Genomic DNA, 24,316 nt, shown 5'->3' on the forward strand with positions numbered 1-24,316 from the left:
GCCCGGCCCGTCCCGGCACGCGGTACTGTCAGCCGCGATGCCCAAGACGATGCCCAAGACCCTGATCGTCACCAACGACTTCCCGCCCCGCCCCGGCGGCATCCAGGCGTTCCTGCACAGCATGGCGCTGCGCCTGGACCCGGACCGGGTCGTCGTCTACGCCTCCACCTGGAAGCGGGGCGCCGAGGGCGCGGAAGCCACGGCGGCGTTCGACGCCGAGCAGCCCTTCACGGTCGTCCGCGACCGTACGACGATGCTGCTGCCCACTCGGCGCGTGACCAAGCGTGCCGTCTCGCTGCTGCGCGAGCACGACTGCCGCGCGGTGTGGTTCGGCGCCGCCGCTCCGCTGGGGCTGATGGCGCCCGCACTGCGCAAGGCGGGCGCCGAGCGGATCGTGGCGACCACGCACGGCCACGAGGCGGGCTGGGCGCAGCTCCCGGCGGCCCGCAGCCTGCTGCGGCGGATCGGCGAGGAGACCGACACCCTCACCTACCTCGGTGAGTACACCCGCCGCAGGATCGCCCGCGCCCTCACCGGCGAGGCCGCAGCGCGGATGGCGCAGCTGCCGCCCGGCGTGGACGAGAAGACCTTCCACCCCGGCTCCGGCGGCGACGCGGTGCGCGCCCGGCTCGGACTGACCGACCGGCCCGTCGTCGTCTGCGTCTCCCGTCTCGTCCGCCGCAAGGGCCAGGACACCCTCATCGAGGCCATGCCCCGGGTGCTGGAAGCCGTACCCGAAGCGGTGCTGCTGATCGTCGGCGGCGGCCCCTACCGCGCCGAGCTGGAGAAGCTGGCCGCCTCCCGGGGGCTGACCGACGCCGTGCACTTCACCGGCCCGGTCAGCTGGGAGGAACTGCCCGCGCACTACGGCGCGGGCGACGTCTTCGCGATGCCGTGCCGCACCCGCCGCGGCGGGCTGGACGTGGAGGGGCTCGGCATCGTCTATCTGGAGGCCTCCGCCACCGGGCTGCCCGTCGTGGCCGGCGACTCCGGGGGAGCGCCGGACGCCGTGCTGCCCGGCGAGACCGGCTGGGTCGTCCCCGGCGGCGACCCGGAGCTCACGGCCGACCGGTTGGTCGAACTGCTCCGCGACCCCGAACTGCGCTCCCGCATGGGAGCCAGGGGCCGCCGCTGGGTCGAGGAGCGCTGGCGCTGGGACCTGCTCGCCGAGAAGCTGCGCGAACTGCTGTGAACCCGGCCCGCGCTCAACCGCTGCCGGCCGCGGCCGGCAGCGGATCGAGCAGCGCCAGCTCCAGACCGGCGAGCCGCGCCGGGTCCGCGATCACCTCGTACGCCGCGATCCGGCCGGCCTCGCAGCTGAATGTGAGCGCGCACAGCAGCCTTCCGCGCGGCGCCACGACGGCTCCCACGGCCCCGTCCACCAGCGCGGTCTGCGCGTACCGCGACCGCTGGGCCAGCAGCACCGTGCCCCGCGCCACGGCGTCCGCCCCCCGCACCAGCTCGGCGGCGCCCGCGGGCAGTACGGCCGGATCGCTGCGCCGCACCACATCGGGCGCGAGCACGGCGAGCAGCGCGGACAGGTCCCCGCCGCGTGCGGCGGCCAGGAACGCCTCGACGAGCGAGCGCTGCTCGGCCACCTCTCCGGCGGGCAGGGCAGGCGTGCCCCGTACCCGGCTGCGGGCGCGGCTGGCGAGCTTCTTGGTGGCGACCGGGGAACGTTCGACCAGCGGCGCGATCTGCTCGAACGGCACGGCGAACATGTCGTGCAGCACGAACGCGACCCGCTCGGCGGGGCCGAGCGTGCCCAGGACGACGAGCAGCGCCCTGCCCACCGAGTCGGCCAGCACCGCCTCCTCCTCCGGACCGTCCCCCTCCTCCTGCGGGAAGCCTTCCGGCACCTGCCCTCCCACCGGCTCCTCGGGGCGGGCGGCGCGGGCGCGCAGCATGTCCAGACAGACGCGGGAGACGACGGTACGCAGCCAGGCGGGCAGATTGTCGATGGCGTCGGCGTCCGTACGGCTCAGCCTCAGCCAGGCCTCCTGCACGGCGTCCTCCGCCTCGCTGAGCGAGCCGAGCATCCGGTAGGAGACGGCCAGCAGCAGGCCGCGGTTCTCCTCGAATCGCCCGGCCAGCCCGGTCAGCTCGTCCATCGGTCACCTTTCCCTCACGCGGTCCGTCACCTTCACCGACGTGTCCGACGGGAAAGAAGTGACAGGAACAATGACCCGAATCATGAAGCACGACGCGCCCACGCCGTCCCTGCTGCACCTCGACGCCAGCGTGAGCCCGGCCGGCGAGTCCGTCAGCAGGCAGCTGACCGCGCTGTTCGCCGACAGCTGGCGCGAGCGGTACGGCGACATCCCGTGCGGCTACCGCTACCGGGACCTGGCGGCCGCGCCCGTCCCTCTCGTCACGGCCGCCTACGCCCGCTTCGGGTACTGGGTGGAGCGCCACGGCACGGTGGCGGCCGACCAGGTGGCCGCGCTGGTCAGGGACGCCGAGGACGAGCGCGTATGGCGGACGACGCTGCCGCTGGTCGAGGAGGTGCTCGCGGCGGACGTCCTGCTGCTGGGGGTGCCCATGTACAACCTGACGGTGCCCGCCGCACTGATGGCGTGGATCGACCGCATCAGTTTCCCCGGCGCCCTCCTCGACCCCGGGACGGGGGACAGCCTGCTGCGGGACAAGCATGTCGTGGTCGTCGGCGCACGTGGCGGCGGTTACGGTCCCGGTGCCCCGCGTGCGGGCCTGGACTTCCAGGTCCCCTATCTGCGGGGGTACTTCACCGACCGCGGAGTGCCCGCGCAGCAGCTGCACTTCGTGACCGCCGAGCTGACCCGGGCCGGGGACGTGCCCCGGATGGCGCCGCTCCGGCCGCAGGCCGCCCGCTCGCTGGCCGCGGCGCGCGAGGCGGTCACCGAACTGGCGGCCCGGCTCGCGGCCCCGGCCGGGGCGCGGGGAGCGGCACGGGAGGCCGCGAGCAAGCCGCGGACTGCTGACGACAGCCGGGAGCAGCCCGTGACTAAAACGGCGTAGGTCCAAAGCCTGCAGCGGGTCCATGCGGGGCCGCCGAGCGCGGCGAGCCCGTGCAGCGGCGCAGCGCGACTACGCGTACAGCGCCTCGATCTCATCGGCGAAGTCCTTGGCGACCACGCCCCGCTTCAGTTTCAGGGAGGGGGTGACATGGCCGGAGTCCTCGGTGAACTGCTCCCGCAGCACCCGGAACTTGCGGACCGACTCGGCCTTGGAGACGGCCTTGTTGCCCTCGTCCACGGCGGACTGCAGCTCGGCGAGCAGCTCGGCGTCGGCCAGCAGCTGCTCGTGGCCGAGGTGCTCCTTGCCGTGCTCGGCCGCCCAGCGGGGCAGGAACTCCTCGTCCACGGTCAGCAGGGCGCCGACGAAGGGGCGCCCGTCACCGACGACCATGCACTCGGCGACCAGCGCGTGGGCGCGGATGCGGTCCTCGATGACGGCGGGGGCGACGTTCTTGCCGCCCGCGGTCACCAGGATCTCCTTCTTGCGGCCGGTGATGGTCAGATAGCCGTCCACATCCAGCGTGCCCAGGTCGCCGGTGTGGAACCAGCCGTCGGCCAGGGACTCGTCGCTGGCCTGCTGGTTGTTCCAGTAGCCGGTGAACAGGTGCTCGCCGTGCAGCAGGACCTCGCCGTCGTCGGCGATCCGGATGACGGAGCCGGGCAGCGGCTGCCCCACCGTACCGATCTTGGGCCGGTCGTAGGGGTTGAAGGCGGTCGCGGCGCAGGACTCGGTGAGCCCGTACCCCTCCAGCACGGTGAAGCCGACACCGCGGAAGAAGTGGCCCAGCCGCGAGCCCAGCGGCGCGCCGCCGGAGATGGCGTGGGTGGCCCGCCCGCCCAGCACCGAGCGGAGCTTGCTGTAGACCAGCTTGTCGAAGACCTTGTGCTGGATCCGCAGCTTGAGGGAGGGGCCGGCCGGGTCGTCCAGGGCGCGGCTGTAGGCACCGGCCACCTCGGCGGCCTTGTCGAAGATCTTGCCCTTGCCGCCCGCGACGGCCTGTGCCCGCGCGGAGTTGAAGACCTTCTCGAAGACGCGCGGGACGCCCAGCACCATCGTCGGCCGGAAGGAGCCGAGTTCGTCGGTGAGGGTCTTCAGGTCCGAGACATGCCCCAGTTTGATCGGCGCCATCACGGCCGCCACCTGCACCAGCCGGCCGAAGACGTGGGCGACCGGCAGGAAGAGCAGCACCGACCCCTCGCCGGGCCGGAACATCGGGCGCAGCCGCTCGACCACGTTCCCGCACTCCGCGAAGAAGCTGCGGTGGGTGAGGACACAGCCCTTGGGGCGCCCGGTGGTGCCGGAGGTGTAGACGATGGTGGCGGGTGAGTCGGCGTCAGCGACGGAGCTGCGCTCCTCCACCAGCTCGTCGCTGATCCCGGCGCCGAGGGCGGCGAGTCGGGCGACGGCGCCCTCGCTCTGCTCGGCGCCCGGCGCGGGCTCGATCTGCCACACGTCGCGCAGTTCGGGCAGCCGGTCGCGGACGGAGTGGACGGCCGCCGCGTGGCTGTCGGTCTCCACCACGGCCGCGACGGCGCCCGAGTCGCCGAGGATCCAGCTGATCTGCTCGGGCGAGCTGGTCTCGTAGACGGGCACGGTGACGCCGCCCGCGCTCCAGATGGCGAAGTCCAGCAGCGTCCACTCGTAGCGGGTGCGCGACATCAGCCCCACCCGGTCGCCGGGCTCGACGCCCGCGGCGATCAGACCCTTGGCGGCCTGCCGTACCTCGGCGAGGAACGCGGCAGCCGTCAGGTCCTCCCACCGGCCGTCGCGCTTGCGCCCCATGACGGCGAGGTCCGGGTGCTGAGCCGCGTTCCGGCGGATGAGGTCCGTCAGATTTCCCTCTGCGGGGACTTCGTAGAGGGCCGGAAGGCTGTACTCGCGCAAGACTGCTGCTCCTCGTCGGCGCGCCAACAGGGGCCGCGGGGGGTCGGCCTCCATTGGCTCGGTCCAGGGTCGGCGAACGATCCTGGAAGAATGACGGCCCGGACGTTACCCATCGGTATGGGGACAGGGGTAGAGGGTGACGCTCAGATGTCTTGTGCGTCACAGGTGGAGATGGCTGATAGCAGCCTAGTCGAGGCGTTCAGGGACACGGAAGTCGCGAGGAGGAGGGAGCGGAAAGAGCGGACGTACGGCGCTTTTCAGTCACCGGCGAGCAGAACGGCACCGCATGTCCGCGCGGATGCTCCCCCGGGGTCGCGCGCCCTCCCCGCGGTGTGCGGGGCGATCTAGGGTGGGCGCATGCGAGTCCATGTGGTCAGCGACGTACACGGCAACAGCGCGGACCTCGCGAAGGCGGGCGAGGGCGCTGACGCGCTGCTGTGTCTGGGAGACCTCATCCTCTTCCTCGACTACGCCGACCACTCGCGCGGCATCTTTCCCGACCTGTTCGGCGTGGAGAACGCGGACCGCATCGTCGCCCTGCGTACGGCCCGCCGCTTCACCGAGGCCCGCACGCTCTCCCGGCAGCTGTGGGCCGGGCTCGATCGCGAAACGGCGATGGAGGCGGCGGTGCGCAAGCAGTACGCCGAACTGTTCGCGGCGTTCCCCACGCCCACGTACGCCACCTACGGCAACGTCGACATGCCGCCCCTGTGGCCCGAGTACGCGCGTCCGGGTGTCAACGTCCTGGACGGTGAGACGGTGGTGATCGGCGGATGGCGCTTCGGCTTCGTCGGCGGCGGACTGCGTACGCCGATGCGCACCCCCTACGAGATCGACGACGAGGCCTACGCGGCGAAGGTGGCCGCGCTGGGAGAGGTCGACGTACTGTGCACCCACATTCCGCCGGAAGTGCCCGAGTTGTGCTACGACACCGTCGCACGCCGCTTCGAGCGCGGAAGTCCGCACCTGCTGGAGGCCGTGCGCACGCTGCGTCCGCGCTACCACCTTTTCGGCCACGTCCACCAGCCGCTGGCCCGGCGCATGCGGATAGGCGCCACCGAGTGCGTCAACGTCGGCCACTTCAACGCGACCGGGGTGCCCTGGGTGCTGGAGTGGTGGCCCGCGCGGCCCCGGGGCGGACGGGCGCGCGGTAGCCTTCCCCCGCAGACGCTTCCCCGCGCCACGGCGGGTATCCCGCACGGTCGTTCCACATCACTGCGGGCATTTCAGACACGGGTAAATCGGAGGGCCATGGCGATGGCGGAACACACCAGCTCGAGCATCACCGTTGACGCGGCACCCGAGGCCGTGATGAACGTGATCTCCGACTTCCCCCGCTACCCGGAGTGGGCCGGCGAGGTGAAGGAGGCCGAGGTCCTCGGCCGGGACGAGCAGGGCCGTGCCGAGCAGGTGCGCCTGCTGCTGGACGCCGGAGCCATCAAGGACGAGCACACCCTCGCCTACGAGTGGATCGGGGAACCGGAGCCCCAGGAGGTGCGCTGGTCGCTGGTCAAATCCCAGATGCTGCGCTCCCTGGACGGCGTCTACCGCCTCACCCCGCTGGCCGGCGGGGAGCGGACCGAAGTCATGTACCAGCTCACCGTCGACGTCAAGATCCCCATGCTCGGGATGATCAAGCGCAAGGCCGAGAAGGTCATCATCGACCGCGCACTCGACGGGCTGAAGAAGCGTGTCGAGGCAGGCGGCGCCGCGGCCTCCAAGGACGGCAACTGACCGGCGCGGCGGGCCCCGGCACCGGGTCGGCGCACCCCGACGGTCCGGGCCCACAGACGGTCCTGGTCACCGGAGCGGGCGGCGCGGGACGCACCACGGTGGCCGCCGCCACGGCCTGCGCCGCCGCGGCCCAGGGCCACCGCACCCTGCTGCTGAGCGCGGAGCCCGCACGCCGACTGGCCGCGCTGCTGGGCACGGACCCGTCCGAGGCGTCAGGCGCACAGCCGGCCCCGCAGCCGCCCCGGGAGCCGGGCCCCGGCAGGCCCGAACCGGTCGCCGGTGCGGCCGGGCTGTGGCTGCTGCGGATCGACTCGGGGGAGGAGTTCCGCAGGCAGGCCGTCGCCCTCCAGACGCGCGGCAGGACCGCGCTCGATCTGCTCGGTGCCGTACCGCTGGACGAGGACGAGCTGACCGAACTCCCCGGCGCCGGCACCTTCGCACTGCTGCGCGCCCTGCACACCACCCACCAGGGCGGTACCGGACGGAACGCGGACGACGGCACCGGACGGAGCCCGGGGGGCGGCTGGGACATCGTCGTCGCCGACATGCCCGCGGCGCCCGAGGGCCTCAACCTGCTCGCACTGCCCGAACAGCTGCGCCGCTATCTGCGCCGGCTCGTACCCGCCGAGCGCCAGGCCGCCCGCGCCCTGCGCCCCCTGCTGGCCCAGCTCGCGGGCGCCCCCATGCCCGCCCAGTGGCTCTACGAGGCCGCCGGCCGCTGGTCGGACGAACTGGCCGGAGTGCAGCGGATCGTCGAGTCCCCGACGACGGTCGTCCGGCTCGTCACCGAGCCGGGCCCGCTCGCCGCCGAGGACCTGCGCACCGCGGGGGCCGGGCTGCGGCTGCACGGGCTCGCGCTGGAGTCCGTCGTCGCCAACCGGCTGCTGCCCACCGGCTCCTCGGACAGCTGGCTGACCGCGCTGGCCGGACAGCAGCAGACCGCGCTCGCCGCGCTGCGGGAGAAGTGCGAGGCCGAGTCCGTCCCGCTGTGCGAGCTGCCGCACCTGGGCCGCGACCCCCGCGGCCCCGAGGACCTGCGAGCCCTCGCCAACGCCGCCCGCACCGCCGTGGCCGCCGACGGGACGGCGGGCGAGGGCCTGCGCCCGCCCGCCGGCGCCGAGGGCGGACCGGGCACCGACATCACCTACGGCTGGCTGGAGGACCGGCTCGCCGGGGACGGCACCCTGGTGTGGCATCTGCCGCTGCCGGGCGCCGAGCGGGAGGAACTGGAACTGGTACGCCGCGGTGACGAGTTGACCGTCGGCGTCGGCCCCTACCGCCGGGTGCTGCCGCTGCCGTCGGCGCTGCGCCGCTGCCGGGTCTCCGGAGCCGGCCTCAAGGGCGGGGTGCTGGGGGTCCGCTTCACCCCGGACCCCGACCTGTGGCCCGGCGGGCAGCGGGGCGGCTCCGAGCCCGCCCGGCAGGGCGGCTGACCGGGCGCAGGCCTGCCCCGGCGGCTGCCGTTCGCCCTCAACGCCGTGCCGCCGTTCGGGTAACGTCGGAAGGCGAACGACAACCACCACCCGTCGCCCGTAGGAGCCCGCCATGAGCGATGACGCCGAGCGCACTGCCGCCCCGGACCCCGACGCCTGGGCCACCGCGTGCGAGGAGGACCTGGCCGCCGAGAGGGCCCGCCGCCGCGCGCAGTACGGCCCGCCGCCCACCGACGCCGCCGAGGAGCTGCGCCGGCTGGCGGACGCGGTCACCGAGAAGGTCGCCGAGTTCGGCAAGCCGCTGCTGGGTGCCGCCGGAGCGGCCACCGCCCAGGGCGTGGCGCAGCAGCTCTTCAAGCAGGCCAAGGCGACCATCGAGCCCGTCGTCGAACGCAACCCGCAGCTCTTCGACCACCTGGCCGCCGCAGGCGGTGAGCTGCTGGCCGCCTACCGGTCCATGGTCCACGAGTCGGAGCGCCGCTGGAGCGAGCCGTCCGGCGCCGAGGACGCCGAGCGGATCGATGTCGAGGAGGCCGCCGACCTCTCCCGTGCGGCGGACCTGGACGCGGACGTCGCCGAGCAGGCCGTCGAGGAGCACATCGCGGTCGAGCCGGACGACGACGCGGACGCGGCCGGGGACGAGGGCCCCGGCGACAAGTAGCGGCGGCGCCCTCCCGCCGCAGCGGTGAGTGGTCCGTCGTCGCAGCGGTGAGCGGTGAGCGGTGAGCGGTGCCGCGGACAAGGACGCGGCCCTGCCCCGACCGTGCCCGGTAACGCAGAGTGCTCCGGTACCGTTGGCGGCGGCGGGGATCACATTCGGATGACCGAGGGACACATGGGACTCACAATCGGGGTCGACATCGGCGGCACCAAGATCGCGGCTGGCGTTGTCGACGAGAAAGGCACCATTCTCGAAACCAGCACGGTGCCCACCCCCGACACCCCGGAAGCCGTGATCGACGCCATCGCGGACGCCGTACGGCAGGCCAGCGCCGAGTACCAGGTGGAGGCCGTCGGGATCGGCGCCCCCGGGTACGTGGACGACAAGCGCGCCACCGTGCTGTTCACCCCCAACCTCAGCTGGCGGCACGAGCCGCTCAAGGACAAGGTCGAGCAGCGCATCGACCTGCCCGTCGTGATCGAGAACGACGCCAACGCCGCCGCCTGGGGCGAGTACAAGTTCGGCGTCGGCACCGGTCACGAGGACGTCGTCTGCATCACCATCGGCACCGGCCTGGGCGGCGGCACCATCATCGGCGGCAAGCTGCACCGCGGCCGGTACGGCGTGGCCGCCGAGTTCGGCCACATCCGGATGGTCCCCGACGGCCTGCTGTGCGGCTGCGGCAACCAGGGCTGCTGGGAGCAGTACGCCTCCGGGCGCGCGCTGCTGCGCTACGCCCAGCAGCGCGCCACCGCCACCCCGGACAACGCCTCGATCCTGCTGGGGCTGGGCGACGGCACCAGCGAGGGCATCCGGGGCAAGCACATCAGCGAGGCGGCCCGGCAGGGCGACCCGGTCGCCATCGACTCCTTCCGCGAGCTCGCCCGCTGGGCGGGCGCCGGTCTCGCCGACCTCGCCTCCCTCTTCGACCCGGGCGCCTTCATCGTCGGCGGCGGCGTCTCCGACGAGGGCGAGCTGGTGCTCGACCCGATCCGCAAGTCCTACCGCCGCTGGCTGGTCGGCAGCCGCTGGCGCCCGCACGCCGAGGTCCTCGCCGCCCAACTGGGCAACAAGGCGGGTCTCGTGGGCGTAGCGGACCTGGCCCGCCAGGGCTGAGCGGACCGGGGGGCCGCCGCGATGACGGGGGAGAGGACAGCCGAGGAGGGCACGCGGGTCGCCGACCTGCCGCCCTCCTGCACCGAGCCCGACGGCTCCGCCGTCGTCCGGCTGCTCAGCTACAACATCCGTTCCCTGCGGGACGACCGGGAAGCGCTCGTCCGGATCATCCGGGCGTGCGCCCCCGACGTCGTCTGCGTGCAGGAGGCGCCGCGCTTCTTCCGCTGGCGCAAGCGGGCGGCCTGGCTGGCGCGCCGCACCGGCCTCACCTACGTCACCGGCGGTGCGACGGCCTCCGGACCGATGATCCTCGCCTCGCTGCGTGCGCACGTCGAGCGCACCGAGGACGTGCTGCTGCCGCGTACGCCCGGACTGCACCAGCGCGGCTTCGCCACCGCCGAGCTGCGGTTCGGCCCCGTCGCCCGGCTGGGCGTCGTCAGCTTCCACCTCAGCCTCCAGGCCCGCGAACGGCGCTCGCAGGCCCGGGCGCTGCTGGAGCGGACCGCCGCGCTCGGCACCCCGGCGACGGTCGCCGCCGGGGACGTCAACGAGCGGGCCGGCGGCCGCACGTTCGGCCTGCTGGGGGAGGGGCTGCGGGACGCGTGGGACTTCGCGCCGTGGGGCGCCGAGCACACCTCGACACCCGCCGAACCGGTGCAGCGCATCGACGCGGTCTTCGCCGGGGAGGGCGTACAGGTCCTGGGCGCCGGTGTGCCCCGCGGGCTGCCGGGTGTGACCTCGGCGGACCTGGTGGCCGCCACCGACCACCTCCCCGTCCTGGCGGCCCTGCGGCTCCCCGCACGGTGAGCGGGCCTTCGCCCGCCCACCCGGGGCTCACACCACGGCGCCCCGGCCCGGGTCGTCCCAGTCGTCGTCGTCCCGGCCGTCCCGCATCCGGGTCACCAGGGTGGCGAAGCCTCCGAGGAACCCGCCGACCCCCAGGGTGACGATCCACCACTCCATGTCGGCCTGCAGCAGCACGGTGCCGATCAGCAGCAGCGGGCCGCCCAGCGCGGCCAGCCAGGCGAACTTCGTCGTGGTGTCCGTCTCGGGCAGCGGCGGCGGCTCGGGCGGCTCGAAGTGGCCCTCGTCGTCCGCCTCCCCGTCGCCCTTCTCCTCCGGGTCCGGTGCCGGCTGCCAGTCGCGGGGCCCGGCTCCGGGCGCATAGACGGTGAAGCTGCGCGTGGGCGGCTCCGCGTCCGCCGCGGGCCGCGGCTTGGTGAGCATGTCGCCGTCCGGCTCTGCGGCGTCGTCCCCGGCGTCCCCGCTCACGCCGTCGGCGGCGCCGTCCCCGCCGCCGGACTCGGCGGACTCGGCCGGCTCCTCACCGTACGCCGCGACGATCGCCGCCCAGGCCGCCTCCTCCTCCGGCGGCAGGGACGATCCGCTTCCTGCGGCGTCGGCGGAATCCTGGGGCTCGTGCGGGTCGCGGGGCTCGCCCTCGTCCGGGTCACGCGCCGTCACGGGCGCTCCGTACCGTGGTGACCGGCTGCTGCCCGGCGGTGAGCCGGTCGATGAAGCCGCGGGTGTCGGCGAAGATCCGCTCCGCGTCGTGGTCGAGGGTGGCGACGTGGAAACTGTGCTCCAGCACGGTCTCGGTCACATCGGTGGACGAGACGCGGCCCAGGACGAGCGCCGAGTCGCCGGCGGGCACCACGTGGTCCGTCCGGCTGCACAGCAGCAGCAGCGGCTGCGTCACCTTCGGCAGGTCGCGCTGGGCGACGCGGAAGAAGTTGCGCAGCGCGTACGCGGCCCGGGTGGGCACCCGGTCGTAGCCGAGTTCGTGCCGGCCCTCCTTGGCGATGTCGTCGACGATGCCCGGCACCGACCGCGCGAGGAAGCGGCCGACGGGTACGGCGTACCCCTGCAACCGGGGGAAGGTCATCGCCGGGTTGACGACGGTCACCCCGCGCACCGCCTCCCCGTGCAGCGCGGCCAGCCGCAGCGCCAGCGCGCCGCCCATCGACAGCCCGCAGACGAAGACCTCGTCACAGCGTTCGCGCAGCAGCCGCAGCTCGCGGTCCACGGTCGCGTACCAGTCCTCCCAGCTCGTCAGCGCCAGGTCCTCCCAGCGGGTGCCGTGTCCGGGCAGCAGCGGCAGGGAGACGGTCAGACCGTGCGCGGCCAGGTCCTCGGCCCATGGGCGCAGGGACTGCGGGGAGCCGGTGAAGCCGTGACAGAGCAGTACACCGGTCGCTGATCCGTCGCGGCGGAATGGCTCGGCTCCGGGGAGGATGGGCGGCACGGCGGGCCTCCAGAGGCTCAGCGGTCGGGCTCGGCAAGGAGTGCTGCCACCCTAATTCGTCGCCCGGTGCTCCGGCAGTCTCCAAAGGTCCTACGGGGGCACACCGCTCGGGCGACGGCGGGTACCCGGCGGTCGGACGGCGGCGGATGACGGCGGCGGGGATCCCGGGGTGCGGCGGCGGGATAGGGTCGGTGGGTCCCACCAAGGAGGTCGAGGTTGTTCTACAGCGCGATGAAGCTGTCGGTCGGCAGCACGCTGAAGCTCGCGTTCCGGCCCTGGGTGGAGGGCCTGGAGAATGTGCCGGCGCAGGGGCCCGCCATCCTCGCCAGCAATCACCTCTCGTTCTCCGACTCCTTCTTCCTGCCCGCCGTCCTCGACCGCAAGGTCACCTTCATCGCGAAGGCCGAGTACTTCACCTCGCCGGGGGTCAAGGGCAAGCTGACGGCCGCGTTCTTCAAGGGCGTCGGCCAGCTCCCGGTCGACCGCTCCGGGGTACGCGGCGCGGGCGAGGCGGCGATCAGAAGCGGGCTCGAAGTGCTGGAGCGCGGTGAGCTCTTCGGTATCTATCCGGAGGGCACGCGCTCGCCCGACGGCCGCCTCTACCGGGGCAAGCCCGGCGGTCTGGCGCGGGTCGCCCTGCGCTCGGGGGCGCCGGTGATCCCGGTGGCGATGATCGACACGGAGAAGATCCAGCCGCCCGGCAAGGTCGTGCCCAAGCTGATGCGTCCGGGCATCCGGATCGGCACCCCGCTGGACTTCAGCCGCTACCAGGGCATGGACAACGACCGGTTCATCCAGCGTGCCGTCACCGACGAGGTCATGTACGCCATCCTGAAACTCTCCGGCCAGGAGTACGTGGACATGTACGCGACGGCGGCCAAGCGGCAGCTCGCGGAGGCCGCGAAAGCCGCGAAGATCGCGGAGGCCGCCGAGGCGGAGGAAGCCGGCGCGCAGGACGAGGGAGCCGCAAGGAAGCGGGCCGGGAAGGACGAGGCAGGCGGCGACAGGGCCGCCTAGTCCGGCCGTCGCCGGACCCGCCGGACTCTCGCCGTGCGGGGCCTCGCCCTCGCGGCGGGAAGGTTTTGTGGGGGGAACCGTGGTTGCGCAGTTGGTGTCCGTCGAGCAGCCGTTGTGGCGGGCGCTGACGGGCTACCGGATCCTTGCCGTCCTGTACATCGCCGGCGTCTTCGCCTGGAGCCACCAGGAGTACAGCGCGCCGGTGCCCGGTGGCATCTTCCTGCTGGTCCTCGCCTGCTGGACGTTCGGCACGCTGCGCCACGTCGGTTCGGCCGAGCGCTGCACGCTGCCCTTCCTCGTCACGGACATCGCGCTGGGCGTCGTCGGCATCCTGCTGTCACCGCTGGTGGACGGCCACGACCGGGTGGGGCCCACGCTGCCGTCCATCTGGGTCGCCGGCCCGGTCCTCGCCTTCGCGCTCAAGGGTGGCTGGCGGTGGGCCGCGGGCGCCTCGGTACTGGTGGGGATCGCCAACATCGTCGAGCGCGGCACCATCACCCGCCCCACCTTCCACAATGTGCTGCTCGTGTGCGTGGCGAGTGTCGCCATCGGCTACGTCATCGAAGTGGCCCGGGCCAGCGAACGCACCCTGGCGCGCGCCCTGCGGATCGAGGCGGCGACCCGGGAGCGTGAGCGGCTCGCCCGGGACATCCACGACAGCGTCCTGCAGGTGCTGGCCATGGTGCAGCGCCGGGGTACGGCCCTGGGCGGCGAGGCGGCCCAGCTCGGCCGGATGGCGGGGGAACAGGAAGTGGCCCTGCGCGCCCTGGTCTCCAGCGGGGTGGCACCGGAGCCGGGGCCCGCTTCCGCCGGTGACCACCGCCCGGCGCTCGCCATGGAGGGGGGCGGTCCCTCCGGCGGCGTGCCCACGGCCACCGACGACGCTGCCGACACCGCCCCTTGCGACGTCCGTGCGCTGCTGTCCTCGTACGCCGCCTCCGGGGTCACCTTCTCCGAGCCCGGGGCCCCGGTGCTGCTGCCGGCCCGGACGGCCACGGAACTGGCCGCGGCTGTCGGTGCCGCGCTGGACAATGTGGCCAAGCACGCCGGTGACGGTTCCGGCGGCAAGGCGCACGCGTGGATCCTGCTGGAGGACGAGCCGGACACGGTGATCGTGACCGTGCGGGACGACGGCCCGGGCATCCCCGAGGGACGGCTGGCGGACGCGGAGGCGGAGGGCCGGATGGGTGTCGCGCTGTCCATCCGGGGACGGCTGCGGGACCTGGGCGGTACGGCGGAGCTGGTGTCGGTGCCCGGGCAGGGGACGGAAGTGGAGATGAGGGTTTCGAAACATGACAACTGACGCACAGCCCGTGCGGGTGATGGTCGTCGACGACCACCCGATGTGGCGGGAGGCCGTCGCGCGGGACCTGGCCGAGGCCGGGTTCGAGGTCGTCGCCACCGCGGGCGACGGTGAGCAGGCGATCCGCCGGGCCCGCGCCACCTCGCCCGACGTACTGGTGCTGGATTTGAACCTGCCGGGCAGGCCGGGGGTGGAGGTGTGCCGCGAGCTGGTGGGCCCGCAGAGCGGGCTGCGGGTGCTGGTGCTGTCGGCCAGCGGCGAGCACAGCGATGTGCTGGAGGCGGTCAAGTCCGGAGCCACGGGCTATCTGGTCAAGTCGGCGGGCCCGCAGGAGTTGCTGGACGCGGTGCGCCGTACGGCGCTGGGCGACCCGGTCTTCACTCCGGGGCTGGCCGGGCTGGTGCTGGGCGAGTACCGCAGGCTGGCCGCCGATCCGGCGCCGGCCGCCGACGACGGCCCCCGGGCGCCGAAGCTGACCGAGCGCGAGACGGAGGTGCTGCGCCTGGTCGCCAAAGGGCTCGGTTACAAGCAGATCGCCGAGCGGCTCGTCATCTCGCACCGCACCGTGCAGAACCACGTCCAGAACACCCTGGGGAAGCTGCAGCTGCACAACCGGGTCGAGCTGGTCCGCTACGCGATCGAGCGCGGACTGGACGACTAGAGGGACGCGCCCCGAAGGGGCGCGGGGAACTGCGCGACCAGCCACAAAGCACCCGCAGCCTGCGACGGGCAGAAAGCGGCACCCCCTGTCCAGAGCAGGCGAGGGCCACAGAGGAGCGGCGCCGCGTACGCGTGTCCTTCGTACGAGTGATGGCCCGCGCGTCAAATCCCTCCTCTCCCAAGGAAAACCGCCGCTCGCCACATCCCGTGTGACGTGGATCACCGTTAGCGTGACGGATGTTGCACCGTGGGCTCACGACCGTGAGCCCACGCAGGCGCGTCCATGCGGAGAAGGGAGATCCCATGCGGGTCGGAGTGCTGACCGGCGGCGGCGACTGCCCCGGTCTCAATGCGGTCATGCGGGCCGTCGTCCGTAAGGGAGTCCAGCGTTACGGCTACGACTTCACCGGGTTCCGCGACGGCTGGCGGGGGCCGCTGGAGGGGGAGACGGTCCGGCTCGACATCCCGGCGGTGCGCGGCACGCTGCCGCGCGGCGGCACCATCCTCGGCTCCTCCCGCACCAACCCGTTCAAGGAGGAGGACGGCGTCCGGCGCATCAAGGAGAACCTCACCAAGTACGAGGTCGACGCGCTGGTCGCGATCGGCGGCGAGGACACCCTGGGCGTGGCGGCCCGGCTGACGGACGAGTACGGCATCCGCTGTGTCGGCGTGCCCAAGACGATCGACAACGACCTGTCCGCGACGGACTACACCTTCGGCTTCAACACGGCCGTCACCGTCGCCACCGAGGCCATCGACCGGCTGCACACCACCGCCGAGTCCCATATGCGGGTGCTGGTGGTGGAGGTCATGGGGCGGCACGCGGGCTGGATCGCCCTGCACTCGGGACTGGCGGGCGGCGCCAACTGCATCCTCATCCCCGAACAGCGCTTCGACGTCGGCCAGGTCTGCGAGTGGGTCACCTCCCGCTTCAAGGCGAGCTACGCGCCGATCGTGGTCGTCGCGGAGGGGGCGATGCCCAAGGACGGGGAGATGGTCCTCAAGGACGGCTCCACCGACTCCTTCGGGCACGTGAGGCTGTCGGGCGTCGGCGAGTGGCTGGCCAAGGAGATCGAGTCGCGCACCGGCAAGGAGGCCCGCACCACCGTCCTCGGGCACATCCAGCGCGGCGGCACCCCCACGGCGTTCGACCGCTGGCTGGCCACCCGGTTCGGCCTGCACGCCATCGACGCGGTGCGGGACGAGGCGTGGGGCAGCATGGTGGCCCTGCGCGGCACCGACATCGTCCGCGTCCCGCTCGCGAAGGCGACCGAGAAGCTCAAGACGGTGGACCCGGCCCTCTACGAGGAGGCGGGCGTCTTCTTCGGCTGACGACGTCGCGGGGGAGCCCTGCTCGGGGGGTCCCCCGCCCGCCCTCGCGTTCAGCGGTGTCCGGCGCCCGCCGCTGTCTCGCTCACCGCCGCCAGCAGGTGCGCCGTCACCGTCACCCCGTCCAGCGTCAGTACCGACTCGGGGTGGAACTGCACCCCGGCGAAGCCGGGCCCGCGCAGGGCGTGGACGTCGCCGTCGGCCGGGTCGCGGCTCAGTTCGACGCCGTGCAGGGCCAGTTCCGCGGCGGCCTCGTCGTCGCAGCGCGCGGTGTAGGAGTTGTAGAAGCCGACCGTCTCCTGCCGTCCGAACAGGTCGATCGTCTCCTGCGTCCCTTGGTGGGGGCGTCGCTTGCGGACCAGTTCCAGGCCCAACTCGGCGGCGAGCAGTTCGTGCCCGAGGCAGACGCCCAGCAGCGGCTGCCGCCGGGCGCGTACCAGGTCGGCGGCGAGACCGCGCAGCAGCCGCATCTTCGGGTCGGCCGTATCGCGTGGGTCACCGGGCCCCGGGCCCAGCACCACGGGCCCCTCGTGCCGCAGCGCTGCCTCGGCCAGTCCGGGTTCGTCGTAGCGCCGCACCCGCACCGGGTGTCCGGTGGAGCCCAGCAGATGCGCCAGCATCGAGGTGAAGGTGTCCTCGCCGTCGACGACCAGCACCTGTGCCGCCTGTGTCCCGGCGGGCCGCCCGACCCGCATCCGCAGCCAGAACGGTGCCAGCGCGGCGCGCCGTCCCTCCAGCGCGGCCCGCACCCGGGGGTCGTCCGCCAGCCGGGGGCGCGGACCGCCCCGCGGACGGGGCCCGGCCGCGCGCACCCCCAGCGCCGTGAGGACGCCGGCCGCCTTGGCGTGGGTCTCCGCCACCTCGCTCGCCGGGTCGGAGGCGCGCACGAGCGTGGCACCCACCGGTACCCGCAGCCGTCCGCTGCGCGCGTCGATGTCGGCGGTACGGATGAGGATGGGGGAGTCCAGCGTCTGCGTGCCGCCGGGGGAGTCGTGGCCGAGCAGGGCGAGCGCCCCCGCGTAGTAGCCGCGTCCGCCGCTCTCATGCCGCCCGATGACGCGGCAGGCGTTCTCGACCGGGGAGCCGGTCACGGTCGCGGCGAACATCGTCTCGCGCAGCACCTCGCGTACGTCCAGTGTGGAGCGGCCGCGCAATTCGTACTCGGTGTGCGCCAGATGTGCCATCTCCCTCAGCCGTGGCCCGACGACGACCCCTCCCTCGTCGCCGACCGTGCACATCATCTTCAGCTCCTCGTCGACGACCATGGACAGCTCCTCGCTCTCCTTGCGGTCGGCCAGGAAGTCCAGCAGCCCCGCCACGTCCGGGCCCTGCGGCGGATAGCGGTAGGTGCCGCTGATGGGGTTCATCACCACGGTCCCGCCGGTCATCCGTACGTGTACTTCAGGGCTCGCGCCGACCAGTACCCGCTCGCCCGTGTGGACGACGAACGTCCAGTAGGCGCCCTGCTCACCGCTCAGCAGCCGTCCGAACAGGGCCAGCGCGTCCGCACGGCAGAAGCCGGGGATCAGCCCCTGGTAGTCGCGCCGGATGACGAAATTGGCGCCCTCACCGGATCCGATCTCCTCCGTCACGACCCGGCGCACGATCTGCTCGTACGCGCCGTCCGGTACGTCGAAGGCGCCCTGCTCGACACGCACCGGGTGGTCCGGCAGCGCGGCGAGCGTGGCCTCCAGCGGCAGCTCGTACCGCTCGTCGGGCAGCAGCACCGACAGCGGTGTGCCGTCGTCGCGCACGTCGAAACCGCGCTCGCGCAGTTGCCGGAACGGTACGAGCGCCAGTGCGTCCCCTTCGCCGCTCCCGCCGACAGGCAGATCGGCGAGGCGCTCCACCTCGTGCACGCTGCCGACGAGCACCTCGACGAGGTCGGGCTCCCGGCCCGGCGTCCGCCTGCGCAACAGCGCGAACGGTGGCGCGTCATCGCTGGTCAGACGCTCGACAAGGGCGGCGGGTGCGGGTGTGGATGCCTGTGGTGCGGTGCGGTGCATGCGGGGTCCCTTCGCGGAGATACGGGAGGAACGGCCGCTGACACGCGAAAGGCCGCCCCTCGGGCGGCCTGGCACGTAGCTGGATCTCTCAGTGCATACGCGCGTCGTGGCGGGCCGCCGTGCGGGCGGGCCACCACCAGTTCATGGTCGACAGCGCGTGCATGCCGCACACCATAGCGGACGAGTCGGCCGCGGACCCGGCTACGACGGGGAACGGCCGTCACCGTCCCGGAGCCCGGTGATACCGGTCTCGTATGGCGGGCACCCGGATGGGTTCCCCTCGAAAACCCGTAACCTGGGGTCCGTGACTGTGAACGCCCACACCGACGCCGGTGCCCACACCTGGCGAGACCTCCCTGCAGCACAGCAGCCCGACTGGCCGGACCAAGAGGCTCTGCGTACCGTACTCGCCGAGCTCGAGTCCTATCCGCCGCTCGTCTTCGCGGGCGAGTGCGACCAGCTGCGGGAGCGGCTGGGATCGGTTGCGCGCGGTGAGGCGTTCCTGCTCCAGGGCGGCGACTGCGCCGAGGCGTTCGACCAGGTCAGCGCCGAGCACATCCGCAACAAGCTCAAGACGCTGCTGCAGATGGGCGCCGTGTTGACGTACGCGGGCTCGGTGCCCGTGGTCAAGGTCGGCCGGATCGCCGGCCAGTACAGCAAGCCCCGCTCCAAGCCGACCGAGACCCGGGACGGGGTGACGCTGCCCTCCTACCGGGGCGACTCGGTCAACGGCTTCGAGTTCACCCCGGAGGCGCGCAGGCCCGACCCGGAGCGGCTGAAGCGGATGTACCACGCCTCCTCCGCCACGCTGAACCTGGTCCGCGCCTTCACCACCGGCGGCTACGCCGATCTGCGCCAGGTGCACGCCTGGAACCAGGACTTCGTCAGGTCCAGCCCCTCCGGGCAGCGCTACGAGGCGCTGGCCCGCGAGATCGACCAGGCCATGAAGTTCATGCACGCCTGCGGGACCGATCCCGAGGAGCTGAAGACGGTCGAGTTCTACTCCTCGCACGAGGCGCTGCTGCTCGACTACGAGTCGGCGCTCACCCGCGTCGACTCGCGCAGCGGCAACCTCTACGACGTGTCCGGGCACATGGTCTGGATCGGCGAGCGCACCCGGCAGCTGGACGGCGCGCACATCGAGTTCGCCGCCCGGGTGCGCAACCCGATCGGGGTGAAGCTGGGCCCCACGACGACCCCGGAGGAGGCGCTGGCCCTCATCGAGCGGCTCGACCCGGAACGCGAGCCGGGCCGTCTCACCTTCATCACCCGGATGGGAGCCGACAAGATCCGCGACCGGCTCCCCGAGCTGGTGGAGAAGGTCACCGCCTCGGGCGCCACGGTCGCCTGGGTCTGCGACCCGATGCACGGCAACACCTTCGAGGCGGCCAGCGGCCACAAGACCCGCCGCTTCGACGATGTGCTGGACGAGGTCAAGGGCTTCTTCGAGGTCCACAAGAGCCTGGGCACCCACCCCGGTGGCATCCATATGGAGCTGACCGGTGACGACGTCACCGAGTGCGTGGGCGGTGGCGACGAGATCTTCGTCGACGATCTGCACCAGCGCTACGAGACGGCCTGCGACCCCAGGCTCAACCGCAGCCAGTCGCTCGATCTGGCCTTCCTGGTCGCGGAGATGTACCGCGACCAGTGAGTCGCGCAGGGGGTGAAGCGCCGCGGCCGTGAGCCGCGGCGCGCACCGCCGGCCGTACCGTCGGCCATGCCGCCGGCGCCCGCATCACCCGTGTGACGCGGGCCCCAGCGACGTATGTGGACAGGCTCTGGCGGGTAAGGTTAGGTTAACCTCAGAACGACTGACCGAACCGAGCCGGAGGTGACCGCGTGTACGTCTGCTCGTGCTTCGGCATCACCGAAGAGCAGGTGCAAGAGCACGCGGCAGCGGGGGCGTGCACCCCGCGCCAGATAGCCTCCGCCAGCAAGGCGGGCACGGACTGCGGCTCCTGCGTCCGCCGTATCCAGGGCATCCTCGGACGCGGCCAGTGCCCCCGCAGGGCCGCCCTCGACCGTGGCGAGTCGCCCCTCACCACGCAGCAGCCTTCGACGGCTACCACGCCGGAACCCGCCGAGGTCGCCGCCATGGCGGCCCAGGCCCCGGCTCCGGCCGCTGCCGCGCGGGTGGCGGCGTAACCCACCGCGGGCGGCACACCTCGATCAGGCCTCAGGTCTCGTCCGGGGCCTTCTGCTCGATCTGCTGCGCGATGTACAGCGACTCGCCCAGCTTGTCGACCAGGTCGAGCTGGGTGTCCAGATAGTCGATGTGGTGCTCCTCGTCCGCCAGGATGTCCTCGAAGATGTTGGCGGACGTGATGTCGCCCTTGTTCCGCATCAGCTCGACGCCGCGCTTGAGCCGGTCGATCGCCTCGACCTCGATCTGCCGGTCGGCGCGGAACATCTCGGTGAGGGTCTGGCCGACCCGTACATGGAAGAGCCGCTGATAGTTCGGCAGGCCCTCCAGGAACAGGATGCGGTCGGTGAGCCGCTCCGCGTGCCGCATCTCGTCGAACGACTCGGCGCGGGTGTACTCGGCGAGCTTGTTCCAGCCGTAGTGCTCCTGCATCTTCGCGTGCAGGAAGTACTGGTTGATCGCGGTCAGCTCGGCGGTGAGCTGTTCGTTGAGGAACTCGATGACCTCGGGGTCGCCCTGCATGGTGGCGGGCTCCTTCCAGGGGCATGACGCATGTACCGGGCAGATTGCGCGCTGGCGCGCAATCGCGCATCCTGTCACCGCCCACCGGCTCGGTCCAGTAAGTGCACGCTTACCGGCTGTGCCGGTATTTGCTGTTGTGAGCTGCGATTCCGCCGCCGTCGACCGGCCGCTCGGGGGGTGGTCAAGACCACGGGCCGGGGTCTGTCACCATGGGGGCATGGGTCAGCCGCAAAGCCGCGAAGGGGAGCAACCGGAGCTTCCGCCCGGGCAGCGGCTCCAGCGTGGGTGGCCGGTCACCCACTACGGCCCCGTACCCAAGTTCCGCCGTGAGCGGTGGGACTTCCGGGTCTTCGGCGCCACGGCGGACGGCGAGAAGCACTCCTGGAACCACGAGGAGTTCTCCGCGCTGCCGTACCGGACCGTCGTCGCCGATCTGCACTGTGTCGCGAAATTCAGCATGCTGGGTGCCGAGTGGGGCGGCGTGCTCGCCCGTACGATCCTCCAGCTGGCGCCGCCCGCGCCCGATGTCACCCATGTGATGGTGTGGGCGGAGTACGGCTTCAGCTCCAACCTGCGGCTGGCGGACTTCACGGCTGAGAACACGGTCTTCGCCACGCACCGGGCCGGTGAGCTGCTGACCGCCGAGCACGGCTTCCCCGTCCGCCTCGTCGTACCCCACCTGTACGCCTGGAAGGGCCCCAAGTGGGTCAGGGGCATCGAGTACATGACGGCCGACCGGCGGGGCTTCTGGGAGGAGCGGGGCTACCACAACATCGGCGACCCCTGGCAGGAGCAGCGCTACTCCTACCAGGAGGAGCCGGGAGACGGCCCCGAGTTGTAGCCGCCCCGCCCGCCCCCCGTCGCGTCAGTGGTACTGATGCACCACGGCGTGGCCCTTGCCCGCGCTGATGAGCAGGCGGTTGACCGGAGTGGTGACCGCGAAGGCGATGGCGAAGGCGACCGCGAGGGCACCCCAGAACAGTGCTGTGTCCAGATGAGCGTCCATCGCACCCGGGACCAGCAGGAGCACGCCGTTGTCGACCAGCTCCATGACCAGGATGGAGACCGTGTCCGCGGCGAGGGCGACCTTGAGCGCCGTACGGAAGTCGAGGCCGGCGCGTACGACGGCGTACATCGTGAAGCTGTAGCCGAAGACGAACGCCAGAACGATCGCCAGCGCCATGGTTGGCGCGTTGTGCCAGGCCAGCGCTGTCCCGATCACCATGCCGAGGATCTCGCCCAGCGCGCAGCCCAGCAGGCAGTGCAGGGTGGCCCTGGCGGCCACGGACCAGGAGACGGGGCCGTGGCCGTGGTCGTGGCTGTGGTAGGGCTCGCCGTGCCGGTGGGTTCCGGAGTCGTGCTGGACGTGCTGGGTCATGGGACACCTCGTTGTAAGCAGAGCGGATCGTGCCGTCGCACCGCCGCAACGCTATACCCCACCCGGGTATTCCGTCATGCCGTGCGCCGAGGAGTGTCAGCCGTTCCGCAGCTTCTTCAACAGCTCCACGTCCGCCGCGTGCCCCTCCTTGCGGCCCGGGGTCTCGATCACCAGCGGTACGCCCTCGGTCAGCGGGTGGGCCAGCAGCTCGGCGAACGGTGCGGTCCCTATATGGCCGCCGCCGATGTTCGCGTGCCGGTCCTTGTGGGCACCCGCCACGTCCTTGGAGTCGTTGGCGTGGATCAGCCGCAGCCGACCGGGGCCGGCCACCGACACCAGCTCATCGAGGGTACGCGCCACCCCGCCGGGCGCGGCCAAGTCGTGGCCCGCCGCGAAGACATGGCAGGTGTCGAGGCAGACCCCGAGCTTGGGATGGTGCTCCAGTGCCTCGAAGTAGGGGCCGAGCTCGTGCACTTGGGAACAGAGCGAGGCGCCCTGCCCCGCCGTCGGCTCCAGCAGCAGCCACGGGTCGTCCTCGTCGGACAGCTCGTCCAGCAGCGGCATCATCAACTCGCGGGCCTGGGCGAGCGCGGTGCGGCGGGACCGGCCACCGGTCGCCGAGCCGGTGTGCACGACGACCCCCAGCGCGCCGATGTCCCGACCGCGCCGCAGCGAATGCCGCAGCGAGAGCACGGATCTGGTGGCGGTTTCCTCGGTGTGCGAGCCGAAATTGATCAGATAAGGAGCATGGACAAAGGCGGGAAGTCCACGCTCCGCACATGCGGTACGGAATGCGGCGTCCTGGTCCGCATTTCCGGTCGGTGTGGCCCAGCCGCGCGGATTCGCGACAAAAACCTGAAGTGCTTCGGCGCCGATATCGGCGGCGTAGGAAATGCCAGTGGCGGCCAGGCCCCCGGCTACGGGGACATGGCCGCCAATGGGATTGCGCATGCGCTGCGTGTCGTTCGTGGTCACACCACTCAGTATGCCGAGTTGACGTTGTCCATCGAACCGTAGCGGTCCGCCGCGTAGTTGCAGGCGGCGACGATGTTCGCGACCGGGTCGTACTGGTCCCAGGAGGTGCCCTCGACGTGGTAGGCGTCGAAGGTCGGCTTGATCACCTGGAGCAGGCCCTTGGAGGGCACGCCGTTGATGGCGTTGATGTCCCAGTTGTTGATGGCGCGCGGGTTGCCGCCGGACTCCCGGATGATGTTGCGCTTGATGCCCTCGTAGGAGCCGGGGATGCCGTGCTTGGCCATGATGGCGCGGGCCTCACGGATCCAGCCGTCCAGGTTGTTCGGGTAGCTGGGCGCCGCGGCGCGCTTCTCGGCGCGGTTCGCCGCCGCCTTGGCCGCCCGCTCCTTCGCCGCTGCCGCCTCCGCCTTCTTCTGGGCCGCGGCCTTGGCGGCGCGCTCCTCGGCGTCGGCCTGTATCGCGGCGGCCACCTCGTCGGTGCTGGTGAAGCTCTTCGCTGTGGTGGTGGCGTCCTTGACGCTCGCCACCTTCTCGCCGTCGGCCGGCACCTTCACCAGGGACTGCTGCTCGGCGGTGATGTCCTTGCCGTGCTCGGGCAGCACCGAGGAGTGGGAGCTGAAGGCGACGCTGTCGGCGGTGATCTTCTTGGCGGTGGCCTGGCCGGAGTCACCGTGGGCCGCCGTGCCGGGCAGGACCGTCAGAGCCAGGGCCGCGGCGCCCGCGGTGCCGAGACCGATGGTCGAGATCTTCTTGGCCTTGGGGCTGAGACTGAGGCTGGAGATGCTGGGCATGAGGAAGTGCGGAACCTTTCATCGCTGGCGTCGTCGCAGAGGCGGGGAGCCGGGGGGAAACGCCGAGTGCTGTTTCGGCGCCGTGCGACGACCGCAATTGTTAAAGGGCCCGTTTTCCG

The 24,316-nt window shown here is 72.2% G+C and carries 23 protein-coding genes and 1 pseudogene; 15 read left to right on the top strand and 9 right to left on the bottom strand.

From position 1 onward, the window contains the following. The first annotated feature begins 49 nt into the window (after positions 1–49). Positions 50–1,192 (top strand): glycosyltransferase family 4 protein, encoded by a 1,143-nt coding sequence (locus tag JW613_RS27225; protein ID WP_209213611.1) that lies wholly within the window; start codon positions 50–52, stop codon positions 1,190–1,192. A 13-nt stretch (positions 1,193–1,205) separates the two neighbouring features. Here the strand turns inward: JW613_RS27225 and JW613_RS27230 are convergent, their stop codons facing one another. After that, entirely contained in the window at positions 1,206–2,111 is a 906-nt protein-coding gene (locus JW613_RS27230; protein ID WP_209213536.1) for a sigma-70 family RNA polymerase sigma factor, read from the bottom strand. 70 nt (positions 2,112–2,181) lie between these two features. Here JW613_RS27230 and JW613_RS27235 point away from each other — a divergent pair, with 70 nt between their 5' ends. Next, entirely contained in the window at positions 2,182–2,997 is an 816-nt protein-coding gene (locus JW613_RS27235) for an NAD(P)H-dependent oxidoreductase (protein ID WP_245226366.1), read from the top strand. Between the two features lie 69 nt (positions 2,998–3,066). Here the strand turns inward: JW613_RS27235 and JW613_RS27240 are convergent, their stop codons facing one another. Further along, a complete protein-coding gene (locus JW613_RS27240; RefSeq protein ID WP_209213537.1) occupies positions 3,067–4,881 on the bottom strand; it encodes an AMP-dependent synthetase/ligase in 1,815 nt (604 codons plus the stop codon). Between the two features lie 357 nt (positions 4,882–5,238). Here JW613_RS27240 and JW613_RS36645 point away from each other — a divergent pair. From JW613_RS36645 to JW613_RS27265, 6 genes and pseudogenes are all read left to right on the top strand, one after another. Continuing rightward, a pseudogene (locus JW613_RS36645) lies at positions 5,239–5,997 on the top strand (metallophosphoesterase family protein); the annotation flags it as partial. A gap of 141 nt (positions 5,998–6,138) precedes the next feature. Continuing rightward, the gene (locus tag JW613_RS36650; RefSeq protein ID WP_099886430.1) at positions 6,139–6,615 is read left to right on the top strand and encodes an SRPBCC family protein; all 477 of its coding nucleotides are present in this window, start codon (positions 6,139–6,141) and stop codon (positions 6,613–6,615) included. A 62-nt stretch (positions 6,616–6,677) separates the two neighbouring features. Next, complete coding sequence (locus tag JW613_RS27250; protein WP_209213613.1) at positions 6,678–8,048, top strand: ArsA family ATPase; 1,371 nt, start codon at positions 6,678–6,680, stop codon at positions 8,046–8,048. Between the two features lie 112 nt (positions 8,049–8,160). Beyond that, complete coding sequence (locus tag JW613_RS27255) at positions 8,161–8,709, top strand: DUF5304 family protein (protein ID WP_209213539.1); 549 nt, start codon at positions 8,161–8,163, stop codon at positions 8,707–8,709. A gap of 174 nt (positions 8,710–8,883) precedes the next feature. Next, entirely contained in the window at positions 8,884–9,825 is a 942-nt protein-coding gene (locus JW613_RS27260; RefSeq protein WP_099886428.1) for an ROK family glucokinase, read from the top strand. A 21-nt stretch (positions 9,826–9,846) separates the two neighbouring features. After that, positions 9,847–10,632 (top strand): endonuclease/exonuclease/phosphatase family protein, encoded by a 786-nt coding sequence (locus JW613_RS27265; RefSeq protein ID WP_209213540.1) that lies wholly within the window; start codon positions 9,847–9,849, stop codon positions 10,630–10,632. 27 nt (positions 10,633–10,659) lie between these two features. Here the strand turns inward: JW613_RS27265 and JW613_RS27270 are convergent, their stop codons facing one another. Both JW613_RS27270 and JW613_RS27275 read right to left on the bottom strand, forming a co-directional pair. Further along, complete coding sequence (locus tag JW613_RS27270; protein WP_209213541.1) at positions 10,660–11,289, bottom strand: hypothetical protein; 630 nt, start codon at positions 11,287–11,289, stop codon at positions 10,660–10,662. Next, on the bottom strand, positions 11,276–12,070 hold the full coding sequence (locus JW613_RS27275) for an alpha/beta hydrolase (protein WP_209213542.1): 795 nt from the start codon (positions 12,068–12,070) through the stop codon (positions 11,276–11,278). The genes JW613_RS27270 and JW613_RS27275 overlap by 14 nt, the downstream gene beginning before the upstream one ends. A gap of 231 nt (positions 12,071–12,301) precedes the next feature. Between JW613_RS27275 and JW613_RS27280 the strand changes: the two genes are divergently transcribed. The 4 genes from JW613_RS27280 (at position 12,302) to JW613_RS27295 (ending at position 16,382) form a co-directional block, all read left to right on the top strand. After that, positions 12,302–13,087 (top strand): lysophospholipid acyltransferase family protein, encoded by a 786-nt coding sequence (locus tag JW613_RS27280; RefSeq protein ID WP_209213614.1) that lies wholly within the window; start codon positions 12,302–12,304, stop codon positions 13,085–13,087. A gap of 79 nt (positions 13,088–13,166) precedes the next feature. Beyond that, a complete protein-coding gene (gene macS / locus JW613_RS27285; RefSeq protein ID WP_372448005.1) occupies positions 13,167–14,390 on the top strand; it encodes a MacS family sensor histidine kinase in 1,224 nt (407 codons plus the stop codon). Then, positions 14,380–15,051, top strand: coding sequence for a response regulator (locus JW613_RS27290; protein WP_185016649.1), 672 nt, complete (start codon positions 14,380–14,382; stop codon positions 15,049–15,051). The genes macS and JW613_RS27290 overlap by 11 nt, the downstream gene beginning before the upstream one ends. Positions 15,052–15,353: 302 nt before the next feature. After that, a complete protein-coding gene (locus JW613_RS27295; RefSeq protein WP_209213543.1) occupies positions 15,354–16,382 on the top strand; it encodes a 6-phosphofructokinase in 1,029 nt (342 codons plus the stop codon). A 50-nt stretch (positions 16,383–16,432) separates the two neighbouring features. Here the strand turns inward: JW613_RS27295 and JW613_RS27300 are convergent, their stop codons facing one another. After that, entirely contained in the window at positions 16,433–18,385 is a 1,953-nt protein-coding gene (locus JW613_RS27300) for an anthranilate synthase family protein (protein WP_209213544.1), read from the bottom strand. A 310-nt stretch (positions 18,386–18,695) separates the two neighbouring features. Here JW613_RS27300 and JW613_RS27305 point away from each other — a divergent pair, with 310 nt between their 5' ends. Both JW613_RS27305 and JW613_RS27310 read left to right on the top strand, forming a co-directional pair. Next, positions 18,696–20,039: a class II 3-deoxy-7-phosphoheptulonate synthase gene (locus tag JW613_RS27305; RefSeq protein WP_209213616.1), complete on the top strand. Its 1,344-nt coding sequence runs from the start codon at positions 18,696–18,698 to the stop codon at positions 20,037–20,039. Between the two features lie 188 nt (positions 20,040–20,227). Then, a complete protein-coding gene (locus JW613_RS27310; RefSeq protein WP_209213545.1) occupies positions 20,228–20,533 on the top strand; it encodes a (2Fe-2S)-binding protein in 306 nt (101 codons plus the stop codon). Positions 20,534–20,564: 31 nt separating this feature from the next. On the opposite strand, the gene bfr is transcribed toward JW613_RS27310, so the two are convergent. Then, a complete protein-coding gene (gene bfr / locus JW613_RS27315) occupies positions 20,565–21,053 on the bottom strand; it encodes a bacterioferritin (protein ID WP_209213546.1) in 489 nt (162 codons plus the stop codon). A gap of 217 nt (positions 21,054–21,270) precedes the next feature. Between bfr and JW613_RS27320 the strand changes: the two genes are divergently transcribed. Next, complete coding sequence (locus JW613_RS27320; protein ID WP_099879931.1) at positions 21,271–21,894, top strand: sulfite oxidase-like oxidoreductase; 624 nt, start codon at positions 21,271–21,273, stop codon at positions 21,892–21,894. A gap of 24 nt (positions 21,895–21,918) precedes the next feature. Here JW613_RS27320 and JW613_RS27325 read toward each other — a convergent pair whose 3' ends face one another. The 3 genes from JW613_RS27325 to JW613_RS27335 form a co-directional block, all read right to left on the bottom strand. After that, complete coding sequence (locus tag JW613_RS27325; protein WP_209213547.1) at positions 21,919–22,431, bottom strand: DUF4396 domain-containing protein; 513 nt, start codon at positions 22,429–22,431, stop codon at positions 21,919–21,921. A gap of 96 nt (positions 22,432–22,527) precedes the next feature. After that, positions 22,528–23,382 carry a deoxyribonuclease IV gene (locus JW613_RS27330; RefSeq protein WP_209213617.1) on the bottom strand — a complete coding sequence of 285 codons (855 nt, stop codon included), beginning with the start codon at positions 23,380–23,382 and terminating at the stop codon, positions 22,528–22,530. A 29-nt stretch (positions 23,383–23,411) separates the two neighbouring features. Continuing rightward, the gene (locus JW613_RS27335; RefSeq protein WP_209213548.1) at positions 23,412–24,197 is read right to left on the bottom strand and encodes a transglycosylase SLT domain-containing protein; all 786 of its coding nucleotides are present in this window, start codon (positions 24,195–24,197) and stop codon (positions 23,412–23,414) included. Positions 24,198–24,316 lie beyond the last annotated feature (119 nt).

Source organism: Streptomyces smyrnaeus, assembly GCF_017676345.1.
GTDB classification, from domain to species: Bacteria; Actinomycetota; Actinomycetes; order Streptomycetales; family Streptomycetaceae; genus Streptomyces; species Streptomyces smyrnaeus.